The sequence below is a fragment of the Gluconobacter sp. Dm-74 genome (assembly GCF_018256135.1).
GTDB classification, from domain to species: domain Bacteria; phylum Pseudomonadota; class Alphaproteobacteria; order Acetobacterales; family Acetobacteraceae; genus Gluconobacter; species Gluconobacter cadivus.
The window spans coordinates 61,892-76,244 of the sequence record NZ_JAERLX010000011.1 but is presented as its reverse complement, the minus strand read 5'-3'; the positions used below and the strand labels follow the sequence as shown (position 1 = coordinate 76,244).

The following is a 14,353-nucleotide window of genomic DNA, read 5'->3' as shown; positions in this document are numbered from 1 at the left end:
GTGCCGCAGAGTAAAGAGAGATCCTGACACGATGCCCCAGATCACTGCAAACACAGCCCATTTCGGAATGCGGCTCGAAGCCGATTTCAAAGAAGAGTCCTTCAGGAAGGTCAAGGAACTCGGAACGACGCCTGCTGACCTGTTTCGGGACGTTCTTGAATATGTCGTCAGAAACAACCGTCTGCCGATCCGCAAAGAAGTCGTGAGCGACGATGACGCCGTTCTTCTTGATCTGGTCAAGAAACGCCTGAAGAACCCGGGGGAAATTATGAGGAACGTGAGCCTTGACGATCTACTCTCTGGACATCCCGGAAGTCGTAAGGGATGAACTGTACGCTCTGGATTATAGCGTTGCAGAACGGTTTTTAAAAAAACTTCGCAAGATCCTGCACAACCCCCATGTTCCAAAGAACAAGCTACGCGGTTTGCCGAACTGTTATAAAATCAAACTGCGTGATGATGGCATCCGGGGCGTTTATCAGGTGCATGATCAGGAGATCAGTGTGCTTTTGATCGCTGTCGGCAAGCGCGACAAAAGTGCAGTTTATGAAACTGCAAAAATCCGATTGTGAAAACAGGGGGGCTCTTGCCCCCTTCTTTTGTCGGTGGTGTGTCCTAGGCCGCCGCCCGTTGTTGCTCGTCCATGGCTTCCAGGCGTTCGTACAAGCCGCCTGCAATGCCCTGACCTGAGAGAATTTCCTCGACCAAAGCGTCCATGACCCCCTGTTGGGCCTGTTCGTCCTGAAGAAACGAGCTTTTCATCGCCAGAGCCTTGCGGCGTGCCAGTTCCTTTTCCGCACTCCCGCCTGGAAACACGATGGCAAGGCACCGCAAGGCGCGGCTTGAGGGCATCCGGGCGAAGAGACGCGACCGCAATGCGGTATCGTTCGGCGTGCTGGAGAAGGCCCAGAGTTCGATGGGGCCGAGCACATTGACCAGAAGCTGCTCGTATTTGCCCTCGGCCGCGTTCATCACCACGAAGAACGGCGCACCGTTGCGGCCTGGACCGGGCAGGCGGTTGCGCACTACATAGGCGCTGGCAGGTGTGAGCTTGAAGTTCTCGATCATCTCGTTGGCCTCGCGCTCGTCGCCGCATTTCAGGATCCAGCGGGCCGTGGACTGGCCGACGAGATCGGCGCTGAAATCGCCGCTGCGCTGGCTGATGAACGAAAGCTGGACGTTGTGCTTACGGCCTTCACGAACGTCGCGGATCGCCTGCTTATCGACCTGCGGAGCCTCCTTGGGACGATGCCACTCTTCGAAATCGAGGCGCTTGATCGTCTCTTTCATCTCGGTGAAGCGGCTGCGGTGATACTCCCGCACATCGTCCGGCATGACCGGCAGATCCGCATATTCCGGGTGCAGGAAGAAGTTACGGCCGATCAGGTAACGGCCGAGCATATACATCAGGGCCGTCTGCCGGTTTGCACTCTCTGAACCCTGTGGCGCGACACGGGCCAGATCCAGCACGATGATCCGGGCATCACCGAGATCAAGCTGGGTCGGCTCTGAGAGCGTCGGATATTTCTTGATCGCCGCCATGATATAGCGCTCGAACGCATCAATGAGCGTCTCGTGCGTCGGCAGGATGATCTTGGAATAGCGATTGAAGATCTCCGGCGCGCGGGCCGCTGCAATCAGATCCTGAAGAATCGGAACCGCGTGACGTTGGGCCATCCCTGCCAGACGATGCTCGCCCGCAGCGATCAGAGCCGTCACCACGTCCCGCCACCAGGTCGGATCCGCGCTGTCGAGATCGCCTTCGGCCGCAGCGTGGTGCGGGAGCTGGAGGCCGAGGCGGTGGATGGCCTCATCCACACTGGGCTCGATTCCTTCGCGGTAGTGCTTCGGATTGCCGCCCGCAAAGCCCGTGCATTGACGGTAGGCCTCCGGGATCACATCGCCGACGAGCTGGTCCATCCCCTCGAACGGGATGCCATCGAGCGGTGTGGCCAGCAGCGACACGAAATTGTCGATCGCGACCTCTTCGAGCGGCAGCGGGTATTCGAGGCCGACCTGAAGGTCGAAGATATTGACCTCAAACCCCGGAGCCATCTGCATTTCCACGAAGATGGCCTCATGGGCACGATCTGGCCCGAGCGCGTTGCGGACCATTTCGATGAAGCCGAGAGACGCATGGCCGATGTCCAGCTTCGCCAGCAGCGGCAGCTTGACGCCATTATTGCCCATAGCGGCAGAACTCAGGAGCAGGCCGAGAAGAATGGTGTTTCCGAGCACGGTCTTACCGCTGCCTGGGGGGGCTACGATAATATCCGCGATATGTTCGCGCACACCACCGCCAGTCGGATCGAACGGCCAGATCCCGCCATCGGGCTTGCGAAAAAGGATGGAGCCTTGCGGGAAGGGGGAGGCGCTTCGCATCCACGGCATCATGCCCATGGCATCCCCCAGAGGCGCAAGAGACGGGGTGGCCGTAGAGCCCAGAGAGAGCACGGGCACCGATCCCATGGCGGCCTCAAGCGGATCGCCCGGTACCCGGGTCGTTTTGCAGCCGCCCCAGCTTTCAATGCCCTGGGACAGATCGGCCGCACGGCGACGCAGCAGCTTGTCTTCGCCGACCGGAGCCCAGGTGCTGGCGGTCATCCGCATCCGGACGGAATTATGGTTTTCCTTCTCGCGCTTGGTTTTGATCGCCTGAAACGCCCGCGTGATGTCCTTGTTGCCCGGAAACATGCCAAGCATCGTGGCCCCCGTTTCCTTGATCGCGAACGCGGCCTTGCCACCGCCTTCAAGGATGATGGAACTCCGCCAGGGTAGGCGCTTGCGGCCCAGAGTGTTGAGCAGTTCGGAGAACGGGCGCGGATCCTCGGGACCGAGAAGCATGTCCACGGGCGCATAGGTGTAGTCGCCGACCGTCACGAGCTGACCGCCCTGATTTTCGGCGTCGGCATTAAAGATCTGGTCGCGCAGGGACGGCCAGAGCAGATTTTCAGTCTTTTTGCTCTGTTTTTCGTCATCCGGGAGCCGCGCCATGACACGATCGCCTACTAGCGTCGGCTTCCAGCCGCTTCCGGCCGTCTCGCGATAGAGCGTCTCACGCGCCAGCGTGATGGATTCATCGGCGCGCAGAAGCGTCGTGGAAATACCGAGATTGGACATGCTGTCCTGCACGCGCGCGACAAAGGCGTCGTGACGACCGGCCATCAGTTCGGAGCGCAGGGTAAAGCGCTGGCCGCTCCCCGCTTTTGGCCACGCCTTGACCTGCTCTTTCCGCTCCGCCGCCACCTGCTTCTTTTCTTCACGCGTCAGAACGGCCGGTCGGGTCCACAGAATGTAGCAGGCATCTTCCCACCGCATCACCTGAGGCCACCGCAGGCGGCGCTCATTGATGATGTCGTGGAAGTCGGCGTTCATCATGCGTGAAATCTGCTCGCATCCGTTGAGCGCGAGCAGATCGACGGCCACGCGGGCCTGATCGGGATCGGAGATGTACCAGCCTTCGATCGCATGGCCAGTGCCTTCGAGAAGGCCTTGCAGCTCGATGCGCTGTTGCTCGGCGATGGCCTCCACGTCCGCACGCGAGCACATGGTGCGCAGACCGTTCACGCGCAGGACAGAGACGTACTCGCCCCGCAGCGTCACGAGCCGGTCGTGATGTACGGCATCTGTGTGATTGGTCTCGACGTCGCAAAAGGATTCGAGGGGCTGACGAAGGAAGAGGCTCGCGCTGGCAAGCAACTCGGTCAAAAAGCCAGACATTGGAAACTCCGCGTCAGGATGGGGTAAGAGCAAGGGCCTTGTCGAGGAAGGCCGGATAAACGTCAGCGCCAGCGTCGAGCAGTCTGCCGGTCGGCAGAATACGAAGGCCTGCGCGGAGCAGATCGAGATTGCGTCGGACGGCTTCATCGGCGCTGCCACACAGGCGCATGGCCGTTGTGACCTGACGGATGGAGCCCGATTGCAGCCGGTGCTCGGCTTCCGCGCGCCGACTTTCGAGCAGACGCAGGAGCGTCATGGGTGTGCGGAAAGAGGGGGAAAACTGCGTGCCGAGCAACGGGTCCGGGATAGCCTTGAGGATGGTTTCCCAGAACTGGCGGTCAGACTGACCCTGCTGGCGGGCCATCAGGCGGAGCGTCTGATGGGCGGTCCGGGCGAGGAACATCAGGCGGGCCTGGGACATTTCGGGCCACCAGACGAGCATGGCTTCGGCGTCGATGGCTGCCCGCGACGTGTCCTGAAGAAGATTACACACCGGGCAGACCCGGAAACCGGCCTCTGAGGAGGGACCGGTCCAGGGGAGACCTGCACCGGGCGACGGCAGGCCGCAGCACGCGCAGGTGAAAGACCCATTCGACCCGTCTTTCCCGGGCCGGATCTCCTGGTCGAGACCAGGCTGGAGGAAGAACGGATCGGAAGTCATGTCGGCTTACTGGAACTGGTAGCTCTTGGCGGTATTGCTGATTTCAGCATTCCCGTTGGAGGCCGTGTTCGCAGAGTTGTTGATCCACTTCGGACCCGTCGCAGCCACACCGGCCAGAACAAAGCAGACGACGCCTGCAACAGCCATGCCGGGACGCTTGGTTTCTTCCTTCTGGGATTTGTAGAACAGCACGATGCCCGTCACGAGGGCGACAATGGCCAGACCGTAAAGGGCTGCGGCAGACCCGACACCGATGGTGTCCGTGCCTTCCTGCGCCATGTTCTGGATCTGCTGTCCAAGACCGTTGCTCGACGCCGTTCCACCAGCAGCGGCAAGAGCGTTACCGGCCATGACCATCGGCAGCATGGTGGCTGTCGCGACGGTTGCGCCGATCTTCGTGAGAGCGCGGGAAGCAGACGGGGTTGTGTGGGATGTCATGAGTTGGTTCTCCGTTGTGAGGGACAATCCCCTCTGCCGATCAATCTGACCGCGTGATCTGCGACTGAGGCGGCAGAGAGGTATTTTTTTCGTCAGCCCGTTTCAGGGCCAGAAAGAGAGGATCCAGGTCGCGTCCTTGACCGGATTGAGGAGCATGACGCCAAAGACGTACTGGATGCCGCAGCCAAGGCGTTCGCGGTTCGAGCGGCCTCTCTGGATGGCAAACCAGGTCAGGACGGCGAAGAAGCACGTCCAGGCCCCGAACATCTGAAAGAACAGGGCGAAGTCCTTGATGATCGCCATGATTGCGTCTTTGGGGCCGGTGCCGGTGATCAGGCTGTCCGCCGTGCTGTAGCTGGTGGCTGCGTCGCCCAGAGTGACCTGCACGTCCGTTCCGGCCGAGGCCGTGCTTTTGGTGAGGATGACGTTGAACGAGGCGAAGACACCGCACAGCACGAGGGACAGATAGGGCAGCCAGGGCTTGTCCTGCAGGGCCTGAATGGTCGGGTGGTAATACTGATAGATCCCGATCAGGCTGAAGATCAGGCAGGACACGGCCGCCGCATAGCAGGCCGTGGGCAGGAGCCAGCCCATGCCAACGGCGATTTCGTGGACGAGATTGACAAGGCCTTCCATGGTGGCCTCCTCAGTTCAGGTCGCCATGGGCCGTGTGCAGAACCCAGGTGGCGCCCTGCTGGCTGATGGTCAGGACCGCGCCGTAGCCCGGAATGACCGTGCCAACACCCACCTCGAACTGACGGTCCTGACCGCTCGGGGCCGCGCTGTCTTCGATCATGGCGAGCTGCGGTGAGGCCGCAACGATCCGGTAATGATGGATCCAGGCAGGCTTTGGAGCCGGTGCGGCGACGGCGGCCGGAGCGGGTGGGGCGCTCGACGATGAGAGGGCCGGAGCCTTGGACGCTGGCCCGTTCATGGCAGCGCTTAGAGCGGCACGGGCCTTTTCGGCAGCGGCATGGGCCTGAGCGGCTTCGTCCGCACCGGAGTTCTCGGCACCTGTCACGGCGTGACTGGCTTCGACCAGGGAGATGCGCCGTGTCAGATCATTCAGCTTGTCTTCTTCAGCCTTGCGCTGTCCTGCAAGGGACTGGCGCAGCTTTTCGACTTCGCCCCGCTCGCGCTCGATGACGCGGGCCTCGGCCGTGACGAGCTGAAGCACGTCGATCTGCTGCTGGGTCGCCATGGGCGCGGCCTGTAGAGTATGAGCCGCCTGCACGGGATCCGCAGGAGGCGCGGCAGGTGTAACCGCAGGCGCATCCGTCTGGGCTGCTGCGGACTGTGGCGGTGCGGGCGGTGTTGCAACGACGGCAGCGGGCGCGGCTTTCGCGGCCGGTACGGAGGCAGGCGGGGCCGCGGCAGTCTTAGGATGGCCGAGGGTCTGCATTTCCGCCAGATCGGCGCTTGCGGGCGGCGGTGCGGACGGAGCAGGTTCAGGGGCCTGAGCCACGGGCGCGGCCGTCTGGTCCATGCCCACTTCCTGACCCGGTGCCGAGACAGGGTGATGATGGTGGCCACTGGTCGCAAGAATCCCCGCGAGCAGGACCGCGCAGATCCCGAGGCCCGAACCGCCATAGAGCTTCTGGCGCGGCGTCAGAGCCTCGTAGCGAGAGATGAGGGGTGTGAGAAAAGAAGCCGGGCCTGACAGTGCGGGTTCCGTCGCGTGGCTGTCGTCGTGGGCCGTTGTTTCGGTGTCCTGACGCTCCGGATCATCAGACAGGATGTCATGCTGATCGGGCGGTGGTGGCGCTGCGTGAACGGGCTCCATCCGACGCGGCGCGACTTCGGTGTTCAGGTGGTGAACTGTGGAACTCATAAAAAAGATCCTTCTGGCTGAGACTGCCAGAAGGATCGGGTAACGATCTGCGACTGAGTGCGGAAAATCAGGGCTTATCAAGAACAGGATCCATGAACATCACACCGACATTCACGTTGGCGGCGAGGATGATCCGCGTGCGTGTTGGCGTATCCTGTGTCAGGGCGCTGTTGACGGCCGAAGCCGCACTTCCTGCGGCGACGCCGAGCTGCTGGCCCATGTTCAGACGCTGGATATAGTTCATGCCGCCCAGGGCGCTGTAACTGCCCGAGACATTGGACGTGGTTTCGATGGCCTGCCCAAGCCCCTGCACGAAGGCTGCGGCGGCAGGCATGACGAACCGCTGTATGATCAGGGGATCGACGCTGGAGGCGACACCCTGTTTCATGCTGTCGGGCGCCATCACCACGCCATTCGTCGATAGCGTGCGGCCCTGATGAATGATCTTGTTGACCTGCACGACCAGAAGCTGCTCGTTTCCGGGTGCCCTCGCAACCGTTGCAATCATGCGGTCGCCTGCAATGGGGCCGCTATCGGCCTCCAGCACGATCTGACCCGCCAGATCACTGTCCGTTGCCGTGACGGTATGGGCATAGATCCCGCGACCGGCCGGGATCAGGGCTGGCGCGGCGGCCGTATCATGTGAGGCCGTGGCCGCTGCGGATGCCCCTGTCGCACCATGCGAAGCCATCGCTTTCTCGGCCTGGGGCTGCGCCTCCTGCTCGGGCTTGAAGACGGCTTCCTGAAGGTCCGAGACGGGAGGCCGGGTCTGAAGTCCGCTTTCGATGCGCGCAATCTCGGCGACATAACGGGCGCGGCGCTTCTCGCGTTCCTGTTGCTCGGCCTGGGATGTCTCGCCATTGCCTGACGCAGAGTAGGCCGGATCGGTCTGGACGATCGAGGCTTGCGGAGCGGTCTCGATGTGGGGCGGCGTGGGAGGTGGTGCCGGGGACGCGATTGGCGCGTCATAGCCGATTTCCTGCGGCCGGGCAGGTGCTGGATCATCATGCGCGCCATCATACGACAGGACCGCTCCGGTCCTTTCGCCCTTGTCCCGGGTGACAGCGGGTGCCAGATCCGGGGTATAGGACTGTCCGGCGCGTTCGGATTTCTGTGCAGTCTCGGTGTTCTGCATCTGACGCAGACGGTCCTGCTCCGGGTTTGTGTTTGTGCCACCAGGCAGCGCATTCATCTCGGCAATATGCCCGGGATTGGACTTGGGCATCTGCTTGGTCTGATGGTGTGAGACAAGGAGGACAAGAGCGAGGACCGAGACGGCTGAACCCCCGAGCAGGAGCAGGCGTCGGTTCCCGCCGCGTGTCGCACTCGACAGGACGGATTTGAACTTGGGCAGTTTCGGGATCATGGCGTCATGTCCTTGAGAGACGCGGACACGGTCCGACCGGAATCCGACAGGAGAATGTAGGGGGTCTGGCGGAAGGCGTAGAGGGTGTAGCCGTCTTCGCCGCGCTCTGAACTGTCCCAGGCAGGCGTCATGAGCGCCAGCCGCGTGCGGATGTAGAGTTCATTGCCCATACGCCATGCTTGGACATCGTCAGGAGAGAGACCCTCGACGCTCTGGGGAACGGCGGAGGCCGGAGCGATCCCGGACAGCATGGCGTTCATGAAGGGCTCCGCCGTGCCGGGGGCGGCTTCCGGACCCATTTCCTGCTTCGCATTGGGGCCGTCTTCGTTGACGCGGACCGTCAGGTTGTCGTCATAGGTGCCGCGACCGGCCAGAAGCAGGAAGGAGATCGGCTTGATGGCGCCCTTTAACGTGACGAGCAGGCCGCCGCGTGGCGACAGCGACAGTGGCTCGATGTTGATGGTGTTGCTGCCAGCATAGGGAACACAGGTGTAAAACCCTGTCGTCTGCACGGCAGGAGAGCCACCTTTTCCGCCGTCCGACGAGCAGTTCTTCAGACCGTCCGGATTGGCGGATGTGCTGGTCGTGTTCCACGCAATCGGCCAGGGTGCGCCGGAGCGGTCCACGAAAGAGACGGCCGTGGGATAGCCCTTGGTCGTGAAAATCAGCGATGTCTGCTGACCGGGCGCGAATGACACGCGGATGGCTGGTCGGCTGGTCGGAGCCGCGACTTCCGTGGCGACATCTTCACGCGCCCTCTGGTTCTCTTTGAGGCGTTTACCCAGTCGATGAATCATCTCCGGTGTCAGAGGAATGGCTTCATCCTCGGCAGCCTGCTGGTCCTGCTGCTCTGGCGACAGGTGTGGCGCGGCGGGCGCGGCATCCGGAGCTGGCGCAACCGACTGAGCCATTGCGGTGAAGGGCATCAGGCCCAGGAGGCCGAGGAGGGACAGCGAAAAAGAGCGGGTTGTCATGGTGCGGATCCTCACTGCGGGCTGGCCACAAGCTGGGTAATGGCAATGCCGTCAGGGTGATCCGGGTCATCGACGCGCTCGACATGCACGGTCGCAATCAGGGTCTGGGAGCTTTCCAGATTGACGTTCTCGCAGGTCTGAACGAACGGGAACTGCACGACATAATGGTGATGACCGTTGACCATACTCTGCTGGCGAATGGTTGCGGCACGGGTCGGCTGCGCGTAGCAGAGCAGCTTGGCTTCTTTCATTTTCGCCAGATTGCCGTCCTGAACAAAGGACTGTGCGAACGTGTTCCAGCCGTTCAGGGTGAAATGCGCGCCAGCCGCGTTAAGCTGCGACGGGTAATCCCGGTAATTGATATTGTAGGGCTTGAGCGACCACTTGATGACCCAGGACAGGAAGTCTTCCTGACTGAGGATCGGGCTGTTCAGAGCAATAGCCGGGCGAGGGGCGTTGATTCCGTCCACGAAGAAATACTTCGGGAGCGGATGATACGACCAGGCGCGGGCCAGGAGCACGGCCAGCACCACCACGACGGCGGCGAGTGCGATGGACGTCTGCAAGGAACGCTCAACGATCTTTCCCTGAAAATCAGGATCGGTCAGGCGGCGGCTCAGGGATCCCGAGGAGCGGCTCATGGCGCGGTGTCTCCGTGGAGCGACAGCGGGGCTGCGGATGGCATTTCAAACCTCATGATGACTGTGTCATCGTTACCGTGACCCGTTGATCTGCGACTGAAGCTGAAAAAAGCAGAGAAATTTGCGGATCAATCGCCTGAGCGCATGACGGCAGTCTGCTGATGCAAACGACTGGTGCGGCGACCGCCACGACGTGGGCTCCAGAAGAAAAACCCTTTCTTTCCCAGGCACTCGCGGCGCATGTGATCCATCTTGTTCAGATAGATTTCATACAGGTTGGGATCGAACGTCTTGCGCATATCCTTTTTGGAACGTCGCGGGAGATGGAGCCAGCCGGACTGGCTGACGATGGTGCGATTGCTCAAGAGAAAGTCATCGGCCACAGCCTGAGGGGCTTGGTAGGCAAAATGCCGCATGGCCAGTTCGTGTTGCATTTCAACGGACCAGCGTGTGGTGCAGGCATTTCGGCTGAAGCCGATGACCAGTCCGGTGGGAGAGTTCCGGACCTGCCATCTGCGGCCCTGACGCTCTTCTGGTGTCAGACGGGACGCCTGTTCCCAGGTAAGAATGACGGATGAGTCAGCGGGAATGGCGAAAGGGTCAGCAGCAGGGCGGAGACTGACCAGCTTGCGCTGTAGGCTGCGGACACTGCGTCCCATTTTCTTGGCAATGCGCTGGAGCCCGATGCGCCGCTCACGGTGTGCCAACAGCGTGGCAACGTCAGCGTCTGTCCAGACCGCCTCGGCATAACGCTCCCGTGCGGGTAGGACCAGGGCGGCGCGTTTCTTGCGTACTGCCATGACGGTGCGGTTGAGGCGCTTTGCGATGGCGGGGAGGTCTTCGCCCTTGGCCCATGCGCGGCTGAGACGACTGATATCGCGAAGAGACCATGCCCGAGGCCCGCTTCTGAGCGGGGTGCGTTTAAGATCTAGTCCTTCCTTTTGCGCAATGGCCTCTATTTCGAGGCGGCTTATGAAAAGGGCAGCCGCGATATGCGCGACGTTCACACCTTTTATTGCCATCTTGATGACGAGTGTCCTGACTTCCTCGGAATTTTTTCCGGGAGAAATCAGGTGCTGCTCTTTTTCACTTTTAACATCAGACGAGTGAAATAACGCTTCTTCTACGCTGCCGAGGGCGGGGAGTGAGGAGCGGAGGCTGCGTGCAAACATCGTCGGAAGTCCCTATCACGTTTCAACGTATAAGGACTTATCCGATGATAGATCATCGGTTACAAGCGATATAACACTGAACGACTAAAAGTTTTCCGTTAGTTCACGGTTTTCTGTATGGCGCCGCTCAATGCGATGAAGCTGTCATTAAAAAATTCCACCTGTTCGCGGACGCTCTGGATATTGCTGTAGAGCCCGAGCGTGCGGAGAGAATTAAAAATATCTTTCTGATTGGGGAGACCAGGAAACAGATCGGCTGTAGCGATCTTCAAGGCCGCTGCGATGCGTCGAAGAGACTCAATTGATGGCTTTCGCAGACCAATTTCAATGAGCTGCATAGCCGGCGTCTGATGCCCGCTAGCTGCGCCTAATTCAGAAATACTCATCTGACGCGCAAGTCGGATATCTCTGATTCTCTCACCCAGCTGCTTTACAACAGGCTCTCGCGGATCGCTTTCTGAGGCGGTGGCACCCTTGCGGGCGGCAACATCATGTTCGCGGGCCAGATGAAGTTTTTGGATGAGGTGAGATAAAGACCCTGAAGTTTTCTGGAAAGCGTCAGCGAGCTCCAGATACTTCTGAGTTTCCTCCTCGCTGATTGTAACTTCGATCGGCAATATATCGTGATTATCAAGTGGGAGTATTTCGTTGGGAGGGGTTTTAAGGGCCAGAAGTATCTTATGCAGGGTCACATAAGATACATTTTTCCCCCGCTCGATATTTGAAATTGTCCCGACAGCCAAGTCTGTTACGAAACAGATATTTACGACATTCATCCCTTTGCCTTCCCGGACATCCTTAATTCTCTGTCCCAGGTCCACAAGGTATTCGTCAGATTGCCCGTCACTTACCTGCGTCTCTGTTTTCTTGTTCATGGCTAGTTCTCTCTCTCGGCAGGCCTACGCACCAGATTTCGGGTCCAGATACAGCAAAATACCAACGAGAGCGCCCCTGACAACTGAGTTCGTATTTAACATTTCTCCTTAGTCGCACGTCGATTTGCGATTGAGAACTTTAAGTCATTTCAGGAGAGACCGAATGTTTGTAATGTTGCCTCCAGCTCATGTGCAGCCTGCGCCCTCGGGACCAGTCTCTCTCGCGCCTCCTGTAGAACCGTCCATCCAGACTGCGCCGCCGAAGATAGTCCATCATTTCCGCATGACTGCTGGATATGGTCATCAGGTGCCACTCTCCTTCGCGATCAGACAAATCGTCCCCTCAGGAGTGCGCGTGACCTATGGCGCGGGCGTCGATCCGGGTGAGGCCGTGGACTGGCAGGGCGGTCGGGAATGGAACAAGGTTCTGGCCACCACAGTCAGCCCACTCGGTGAGCGTATCGAGGTTGGGCGCGCACACGTCACTATTTTGAAGAAATAAGCGTTAGTCGCAGATCGACTTGCTTCTCTGCTGGGACTTACCCAGGAGAGAGGCATGTCACCAGACGATCGAACACCGCACAGGGAGACCCCGCAGAGTTCTCTGGCTCCCAATCTCGCTCTCGCACGCCACAATCTGCTTGAGCATTTCCGTGTCCGGAATGGACACACGTTCGGCACCGACGGGGCGGTCACGGCCTCTCTGGCCGATCTTCTCGTGTCCCTCCCCAATGAGGAGCGGCGGACCCTTGTGTCCGAGGTGATCTCGACCGTAGCCGGTGGAGAGGATCTCGTGGCAGCCGCTGTCGCCAGCCGTGCCGACCTTGTCACCTGGACCGATAGCGAGAAGCGGGCAGAACTCTCTGCCCGGGTTTTCTCAGAGGACCGTCTGGCGCTTTTGCGCGATCTTCTTGACCCCGAAGAAGAAAGGTCGGCCGCATGAAACGGGCACCCTTTCTATTTATCGCGGCTGCCTTGTTGCTTCCCGTAGGTGCCTCCGCCGCAACACAGGGCAGTCAGGCCTGCGCCACCCTGACACGGGCCGCAGCGGACGCCGTCAACGGGCGGATCAAGGCCAACAATGCCTACGAAAAGCAGCCTGAAAGCGTCAGCGGCCTGTCGTGTCTCGACAAATTCTTTAACGGGACCGGCCTCAATCTCCTGACAAACATCGCCAACCCTGCGGCGCTGATCAATGACGTTGTCGGGCAGGTCGAAGGAGAGATCTGTTCTGCGGCCCAGAGTGAGTGGAACAACACCGTCGGGGCCGCGCAGCAGTGTGGCCTGAGCCTGAACGGTGTGAATGTCGGCCTTGGCCTCTCAGGCGGGAATGGCCTGATGTGCCCGTCCCTGAACTTTGGCGGCAACGGTCCCCAGCTCGCGGCCGGAAGTCTCGGGAACGGGGATTCCAATGGCTATGTGCGTGGTGAGCCACGCTTGCCGACCGGGTACACAAGCACACCGCTGGATGGGGTATTCTGATGAAGATCCGCCTCAATCCAACAATCGCAACGATGCTCCTCTGCACGACCGTTCTTGTCGCGATGCCGAAGCCTGCGAATGCGTTCATCGGTGAAGCGGCCGTGGTCGCGGCCATCAGCGCCCTACAGAAGTTTACGGGCAGTGCGCTGTCGTCAATGACCAAGACTCTGACGTCGCAGTTGAACAGCTCGATGGACAGCCTGACGAACCCGAACTCCGTCAGTTCTATGCTGAACAAGGGGTTCACCCAACTCAGTAATTACGAAAAGGCTGGTGTCGCCGCAGAGCAGCGGATCGCCGATGCGTCCAATACAGCCATGGCGGAGTTCGCTCGGCGCCAGCAGGATACGACAATCCGCGACGAGCACATGATGAACCCCGAGTTCTGCACGGGGATCGACGGGTCGCAGGCCACCCAGGGGGCTTCGCAGTCTGCGCGCACGGCAACACGGGCCATTGCGACAATTACGGACAGTCGGGGAGAAGCCGACGCCGGAACGCCGTCGTATTACGGCAAGGGCCAGGGCGTGGCCTCAAGCATGGCGCTGCACGGACGGCGGTATTGCTCACAGGAAGACGTCACGGCCGGTCTGTGCTCTGCTCTCTCCCGCCTGCCCAATGCGGACCAACGGGCTATTTCCCTGTTCGGGCAGGATACCCTGTCGGTTGACGGCGGTGTGGACGCTGCCAACGATTACAGCACCACACTCATTCAACCCGTGGCACCGGCCGCACTGCGCGGTGAGCAGCTTACGTCCACGTCCGGCCGCGAAGCCGCGTTGCGTCGTCGTGCCTACAACGCCCGCATGTCGCTGTCGCGCTACGTGATGAATTTCATCACCTCGCTTGAGATCCCGTCGATCAACCTGACGGATGTGCAGAAAACAGAGATGCAGGCCGAAGGGATGGCCGTTTCGGATCAGGCCTCGTGGCTGACCTCGATGAGCCTTGAGGTCAACCGTCGTGTCTCCGGTGTGACTTGGAACAAGAACCTTCAGCAGATGCCGCCCGCCACCGTGATGCGTGAGCTGGCCATCGAGCAGGCGCAGGCCAACTACCTCGCCCTGCAGAATTACCGCCTCGGCCTTTTCCAGTCCTCGCTCGCCGCAACGCAGGTGGCGCAGCACGAAGAGGAAAGCGAGGCCAAGAGACTTGCCCCGATCCCGTCCCCTAACGTCAATCCCGGAGGCTGA

The 14,353-nt window shown here is 60.5% G+C and carries 16 protein-coding genes; 6 read left to right on the top strand and 10 right to left on the bottom strand.

Annotated features, from left to right (window positions below; translation table 11 throughout):
• The first annotated feature begins 31 nt into the window (after nucleotides 1-31).
• Nucleotides 32-328, top strand: coding sequence for a type II toxin-antitoxin system RelB/DinJ family antitoxin (locus tag JK208_RS13650; RefSeq protein WP_077804200.1), 297 nt, complete (start codon nucleotides 32-34; stop codon nucleotides 326-328).
• On the top strand, nucleotides 285-572 hold the full coding sequence (locus JK208_RS13645; protein ID WP_077804201.1) for a type II toxin-antitoxin system RelE/ParE family toxin: 288 nt from the start codon (nucleotides 285-287) through the stop codon (nucleotides 570-572). Before JK208_RS13650 ends, JK208_RS13645 begins: the two co-directional genes overlap by 44 nt.
• A gap of 43 nt (nucleotides 573-615) precedes the next feature.
• On the opposite strand, the gene JK208_RS13640 is transcribed toward JK208_RS13645, so the two are convergent.
• From JK208_RS13640 to JK208_RS13595, 10 genes are all read right to left on the bottom strand, one after another.
• The gene (locus tag JK208_RS13640; RefSeq protein ID WP_077804202.1) at nucleotides 616-3,720 is read right to left on the bottom strand and encodes a secretion protein; all 3,105 of its coding nucleotides are present in this window, start codon (nucleotides 3,718-3,720) and stop codon (nucleotides 616-618) included.
• A gap of 13 nt (nucleotides 3,721-3,733) precedes the next feature.
• Nucleotides 3,734-4,381 carry a hypothetical protein gene (locus JK208_RS13635; protein WP_207728952.1) on the bottom strand — a complete coding sequence of 216 codons (648 nt, stop codon included), beginning with the start codon at nucleotides 4,379-4,381 and terminating at the stop codon, nucleotides 3,734-3,736.
• Between the two features lie 6 nt (nucleotides 4,382-4,387).
• Entirely contained in the window at nucleotides 4,388-4,819 is a 432-nt protein-coding gene (locus JK208_RS13630) for a hypothetical protein (RefSeq protein WP_077804203.1), read from the bottom strand.
• Between the two features lie 102 nt (nucleotides 4,820-4,921).
• A complete protein-coding gene (locus tag JK208_RS13625) occupies nucleotides 4,922-5,455 on the bottom strand; it encodes a hypothetical protein (protein ID WP_077804204.1) in 534 nt (177 codons plus the stop codon).
• A gap of 10 nt (nucleotides 5,456-5,465) precedes the next feature.
• The gene (locus tag JK208_RS13620; RefSeq protein WP_077804205.1) at nucleotides 5,466-6,650 is read right to left on the bottom strand and encodes a hypothetical protein; all 1,185 of its coding nucleotides are present in this window, start codon (nucleotides 6,648-6,650) and stop codon (nucleotides 5,466-5,468) included.
• Between the two features lie 67 nt (nucleotides 6,651-6,717).
• Nucleotides 6,718-8,016, bottom strand: coding sequence for a DotG/IcmE/VirB10 family protein (locus tag JK208_RS13615; RefSeq protein ID WP_077804206.1), 1,299 nt, complete (start codon nucleotides 8,014-8,016; stop codon nucleotides 6,718-6,720).
• Nucleotides 8,013-8,990 carry a DotH/IcmK family type IV secretion protein gene (locus tag JK208_RS13610; RefSeq protein ID WP_077804207.1) on the bottom strand — a complete coding sequence of 326 codons (978 nt, stop codon included), beginning with the start codon at nucleotides 8,988-8,990 and terminating at the stop codon, nucleotides 8,013-8,015. The genes JK208_RS13615 and JK208_RS13610 overlap by 4 nt, the downstream gene beginning before the upstream one ends.
• A gap of 11 nt (nucleotides 8,991-9,001) precedes the next feature.
• A complete protein-coding gene (locus tag JK208_RS13605; RefSeq protein ID WP_015074968.1) occupies nucleotides 9,002-9,631 on the bottom strand; it encodes a DotI/IcmL/TraM family protein in 630 nt (209 codons plus the stop codon).
• Between the two features lie 128 nt (nucleotides 9,632-9,759).
• Entirely contained in the window at nucleotides 9,760-10,653 is an 894-nt protein-coding gene (locus JK208_RS13600) for a hypothetical protein (protein ID WP_235993407.1), read from the bottom strand.
• 248 nt (nucleotides 10,654-10,901) lie between these two features.
• Nucleotides 10,902-11,678 carry a helix-turn-helix domain-containing protein gene (locus JK208_RS13595; RefSeq protein WP_077804209.1) on the bottom strand — a complete coding sequence of 259 codons (777 nt, stop codon included), beginning with the start codon at nucleotides 11,676-11,678 and terminating at the stop codon, nucleotides 10,902-10,904.
• Between the two features lie 163 nt (nucleotides 11,679-11,841).
• Here JK208_RS13595 and JK208_RS15925 point away from each other — a divergent pair, with 163 nt between their 5' ends.
• The 4 genes from JK208_RS15925 to JK208_RS13575 are packed head-to-tail and all read left to right on the top strand — an operon-like array spanning nucleotide 11,842 to nucleotide 14,353.
• Nucleotides 11,842-12,180, top strand: a complete 339-nt coding sequence (locus JK208_RS15925; RefSeq protein WP_077804210.1) for a hypothetical protein — start codon at nucleotides 11,842-11,844, stop codon at nucleotides 12,178-12,180.
• A gap of 54 nt (nucleotides 12,181-12,234) precedes the next feature.
• Complete coding sequence (locus JK208_RS13585) at nucleotides 12,235-12,621, top strand: hypothetical protein (RefSeq protein WP_077804211.1); 387 nt, start codon at nucleotides 12,235-12,237, stop codon at nucleotides 12,619-12,621.
• Nucleotides 12,618-13,160, top strand: a complete 543-nt coding sequence (locus tag JK208_RS13580) for a hypothetical protein (protein ID WP_077804212.1) — start codon at nucleotides 12,618-12,620, stop codon at nucleotides 13,158-13,160. The genes JK208_RS13585 and JK208_RS13580 overlap by 4 nt, the downstream gene beginning before the upstream one ends.
• A complete protein-coding gene (locus JK208_RS13575; RefSeq protein ID WP_077804213.1) occupies nucleotides 13,160-14,353 on the top strand; it encodes a hypothetical protein in 1,194 nt (397 codons plus the stop codon). Before JK208_RS13580 ends, JK208_RS13575 begins: the two co-directional genes overlap by 1 nt.

What these genes read in the sequence shown, in the direction of transcription:
- JK208_RS13650 (WP_077804200.1), top strand. Translation starts at nt 32, where the DNA reads ATGCCCCAGATCACTGCAAACACAGCCCATTTCGGAATGCGGCTCGAA.
- JK208_RS13640 (WP_077804202.1), bottom strand. Translation starts at nt 3,720, where the DNA reads ATGTCTGGCTTTTTGACCGAGTTGCTTGCCAGCGCGAGCCTCTTCCTT.
- JK208_RS13635 (WP_207728952.1), bottom strand. Translation starts at nt 4,381, where the DNA reads ATGACTTCCGATCCGTTCTTCCTCCAGCCTGGTCTCGACCAGGAGATC.
- JK208_RS13630 (WP_077804203.1), bottom strand. Translation starts at nt 4,819, where the DNA reads ATGACATCCCACACAACCCCGTCTGCTTCCCGCGCTCTCACGAAGATC.
- JK208_RS13625 (WP_077804204.1), bottom strand. Translation starts at nt 5,455, where the DNA reads ATGGAAGGCCTTGTCAATCTCGTCCACGAAATCGCCGTTGGCATGGGC.
- JK208_RS13620 (WP_077804205.1), bottom strand. Translation starts at nt 6,650, where the DNA reads ATGAGTTCCACAGTTCACCACCTGAACACCGAAGTCGCGCCGCGTCGG.
- JK208_RS13615 (WP_077804206.1), bottom strand. Translation starts at nt 8,016, where the DNA reads ATGATCCCGAAACTGCCCAAGTTCAAATCCGTCCTGTCGAGTGCGACA.
- JK208_RS13610 (WP_077804207.1), bottom strand. Translation starts at nt 8,990, where the DNA reads ATGACAACCCGCTCTTTTTCGCTGTCCCTCCTCGGCCTCCTGGGCCTG.
- JK208_RS13605 (WP_015074968.1), bottom strand. Translation starts at nt 9,631, where the DNA reads ATGAGCCGCTCCTCGGGATCCCTGAGCCGCCGCCTGACCGATCCTGAT.
- JK208_RS13600 (WP_235993407.1), bottom strand. Translation starts at nt 10,653, where the DNA reads ATGGCAATAAAAGGTGTGAACGTCGCGCATATCGCGGCTGCCCTTTTC.
- JK208_RS13595 (WP_077804209.1), bottom strand. Translation starts at nt 11,678, where the DNA reads ATGAACAAGAAAACAGAGACGCAGGTAAGTGACGGGCAATCTGACGAA.
- JK208_RS15925 (WP_077804210.1), top strand. Translation starts at nt 11,842, where the DNA reads ATGTTTGTAATGTTGCCTCCAGCTCATGTGCAGCCTGCGCCCTCGGGA.
- JK208_RS13585 (WP_077804211.1), top strand. Translation starts at nt 12,235, where the DNA reads ATGTCACCAGACGATCGAACACCGCACAGGGAGACCCCGCAGAGTTCT.
- JK208_RS13580 (WP_077804212.1), top strand. Translation starts at nt 12,618, where the DNA reads ATGAAACGGGCACCCTTTCTATTTATCGCGGCTGCCTTGTTGCTTCCC.
- JK208_RS13575 (WP_077804213.1), top strand. Translation starts at nt 13,160, where the DNA reads ATGAAGATCCGCCTCAATCCAACAATCGCAACGATGCTCCTCTGCACG.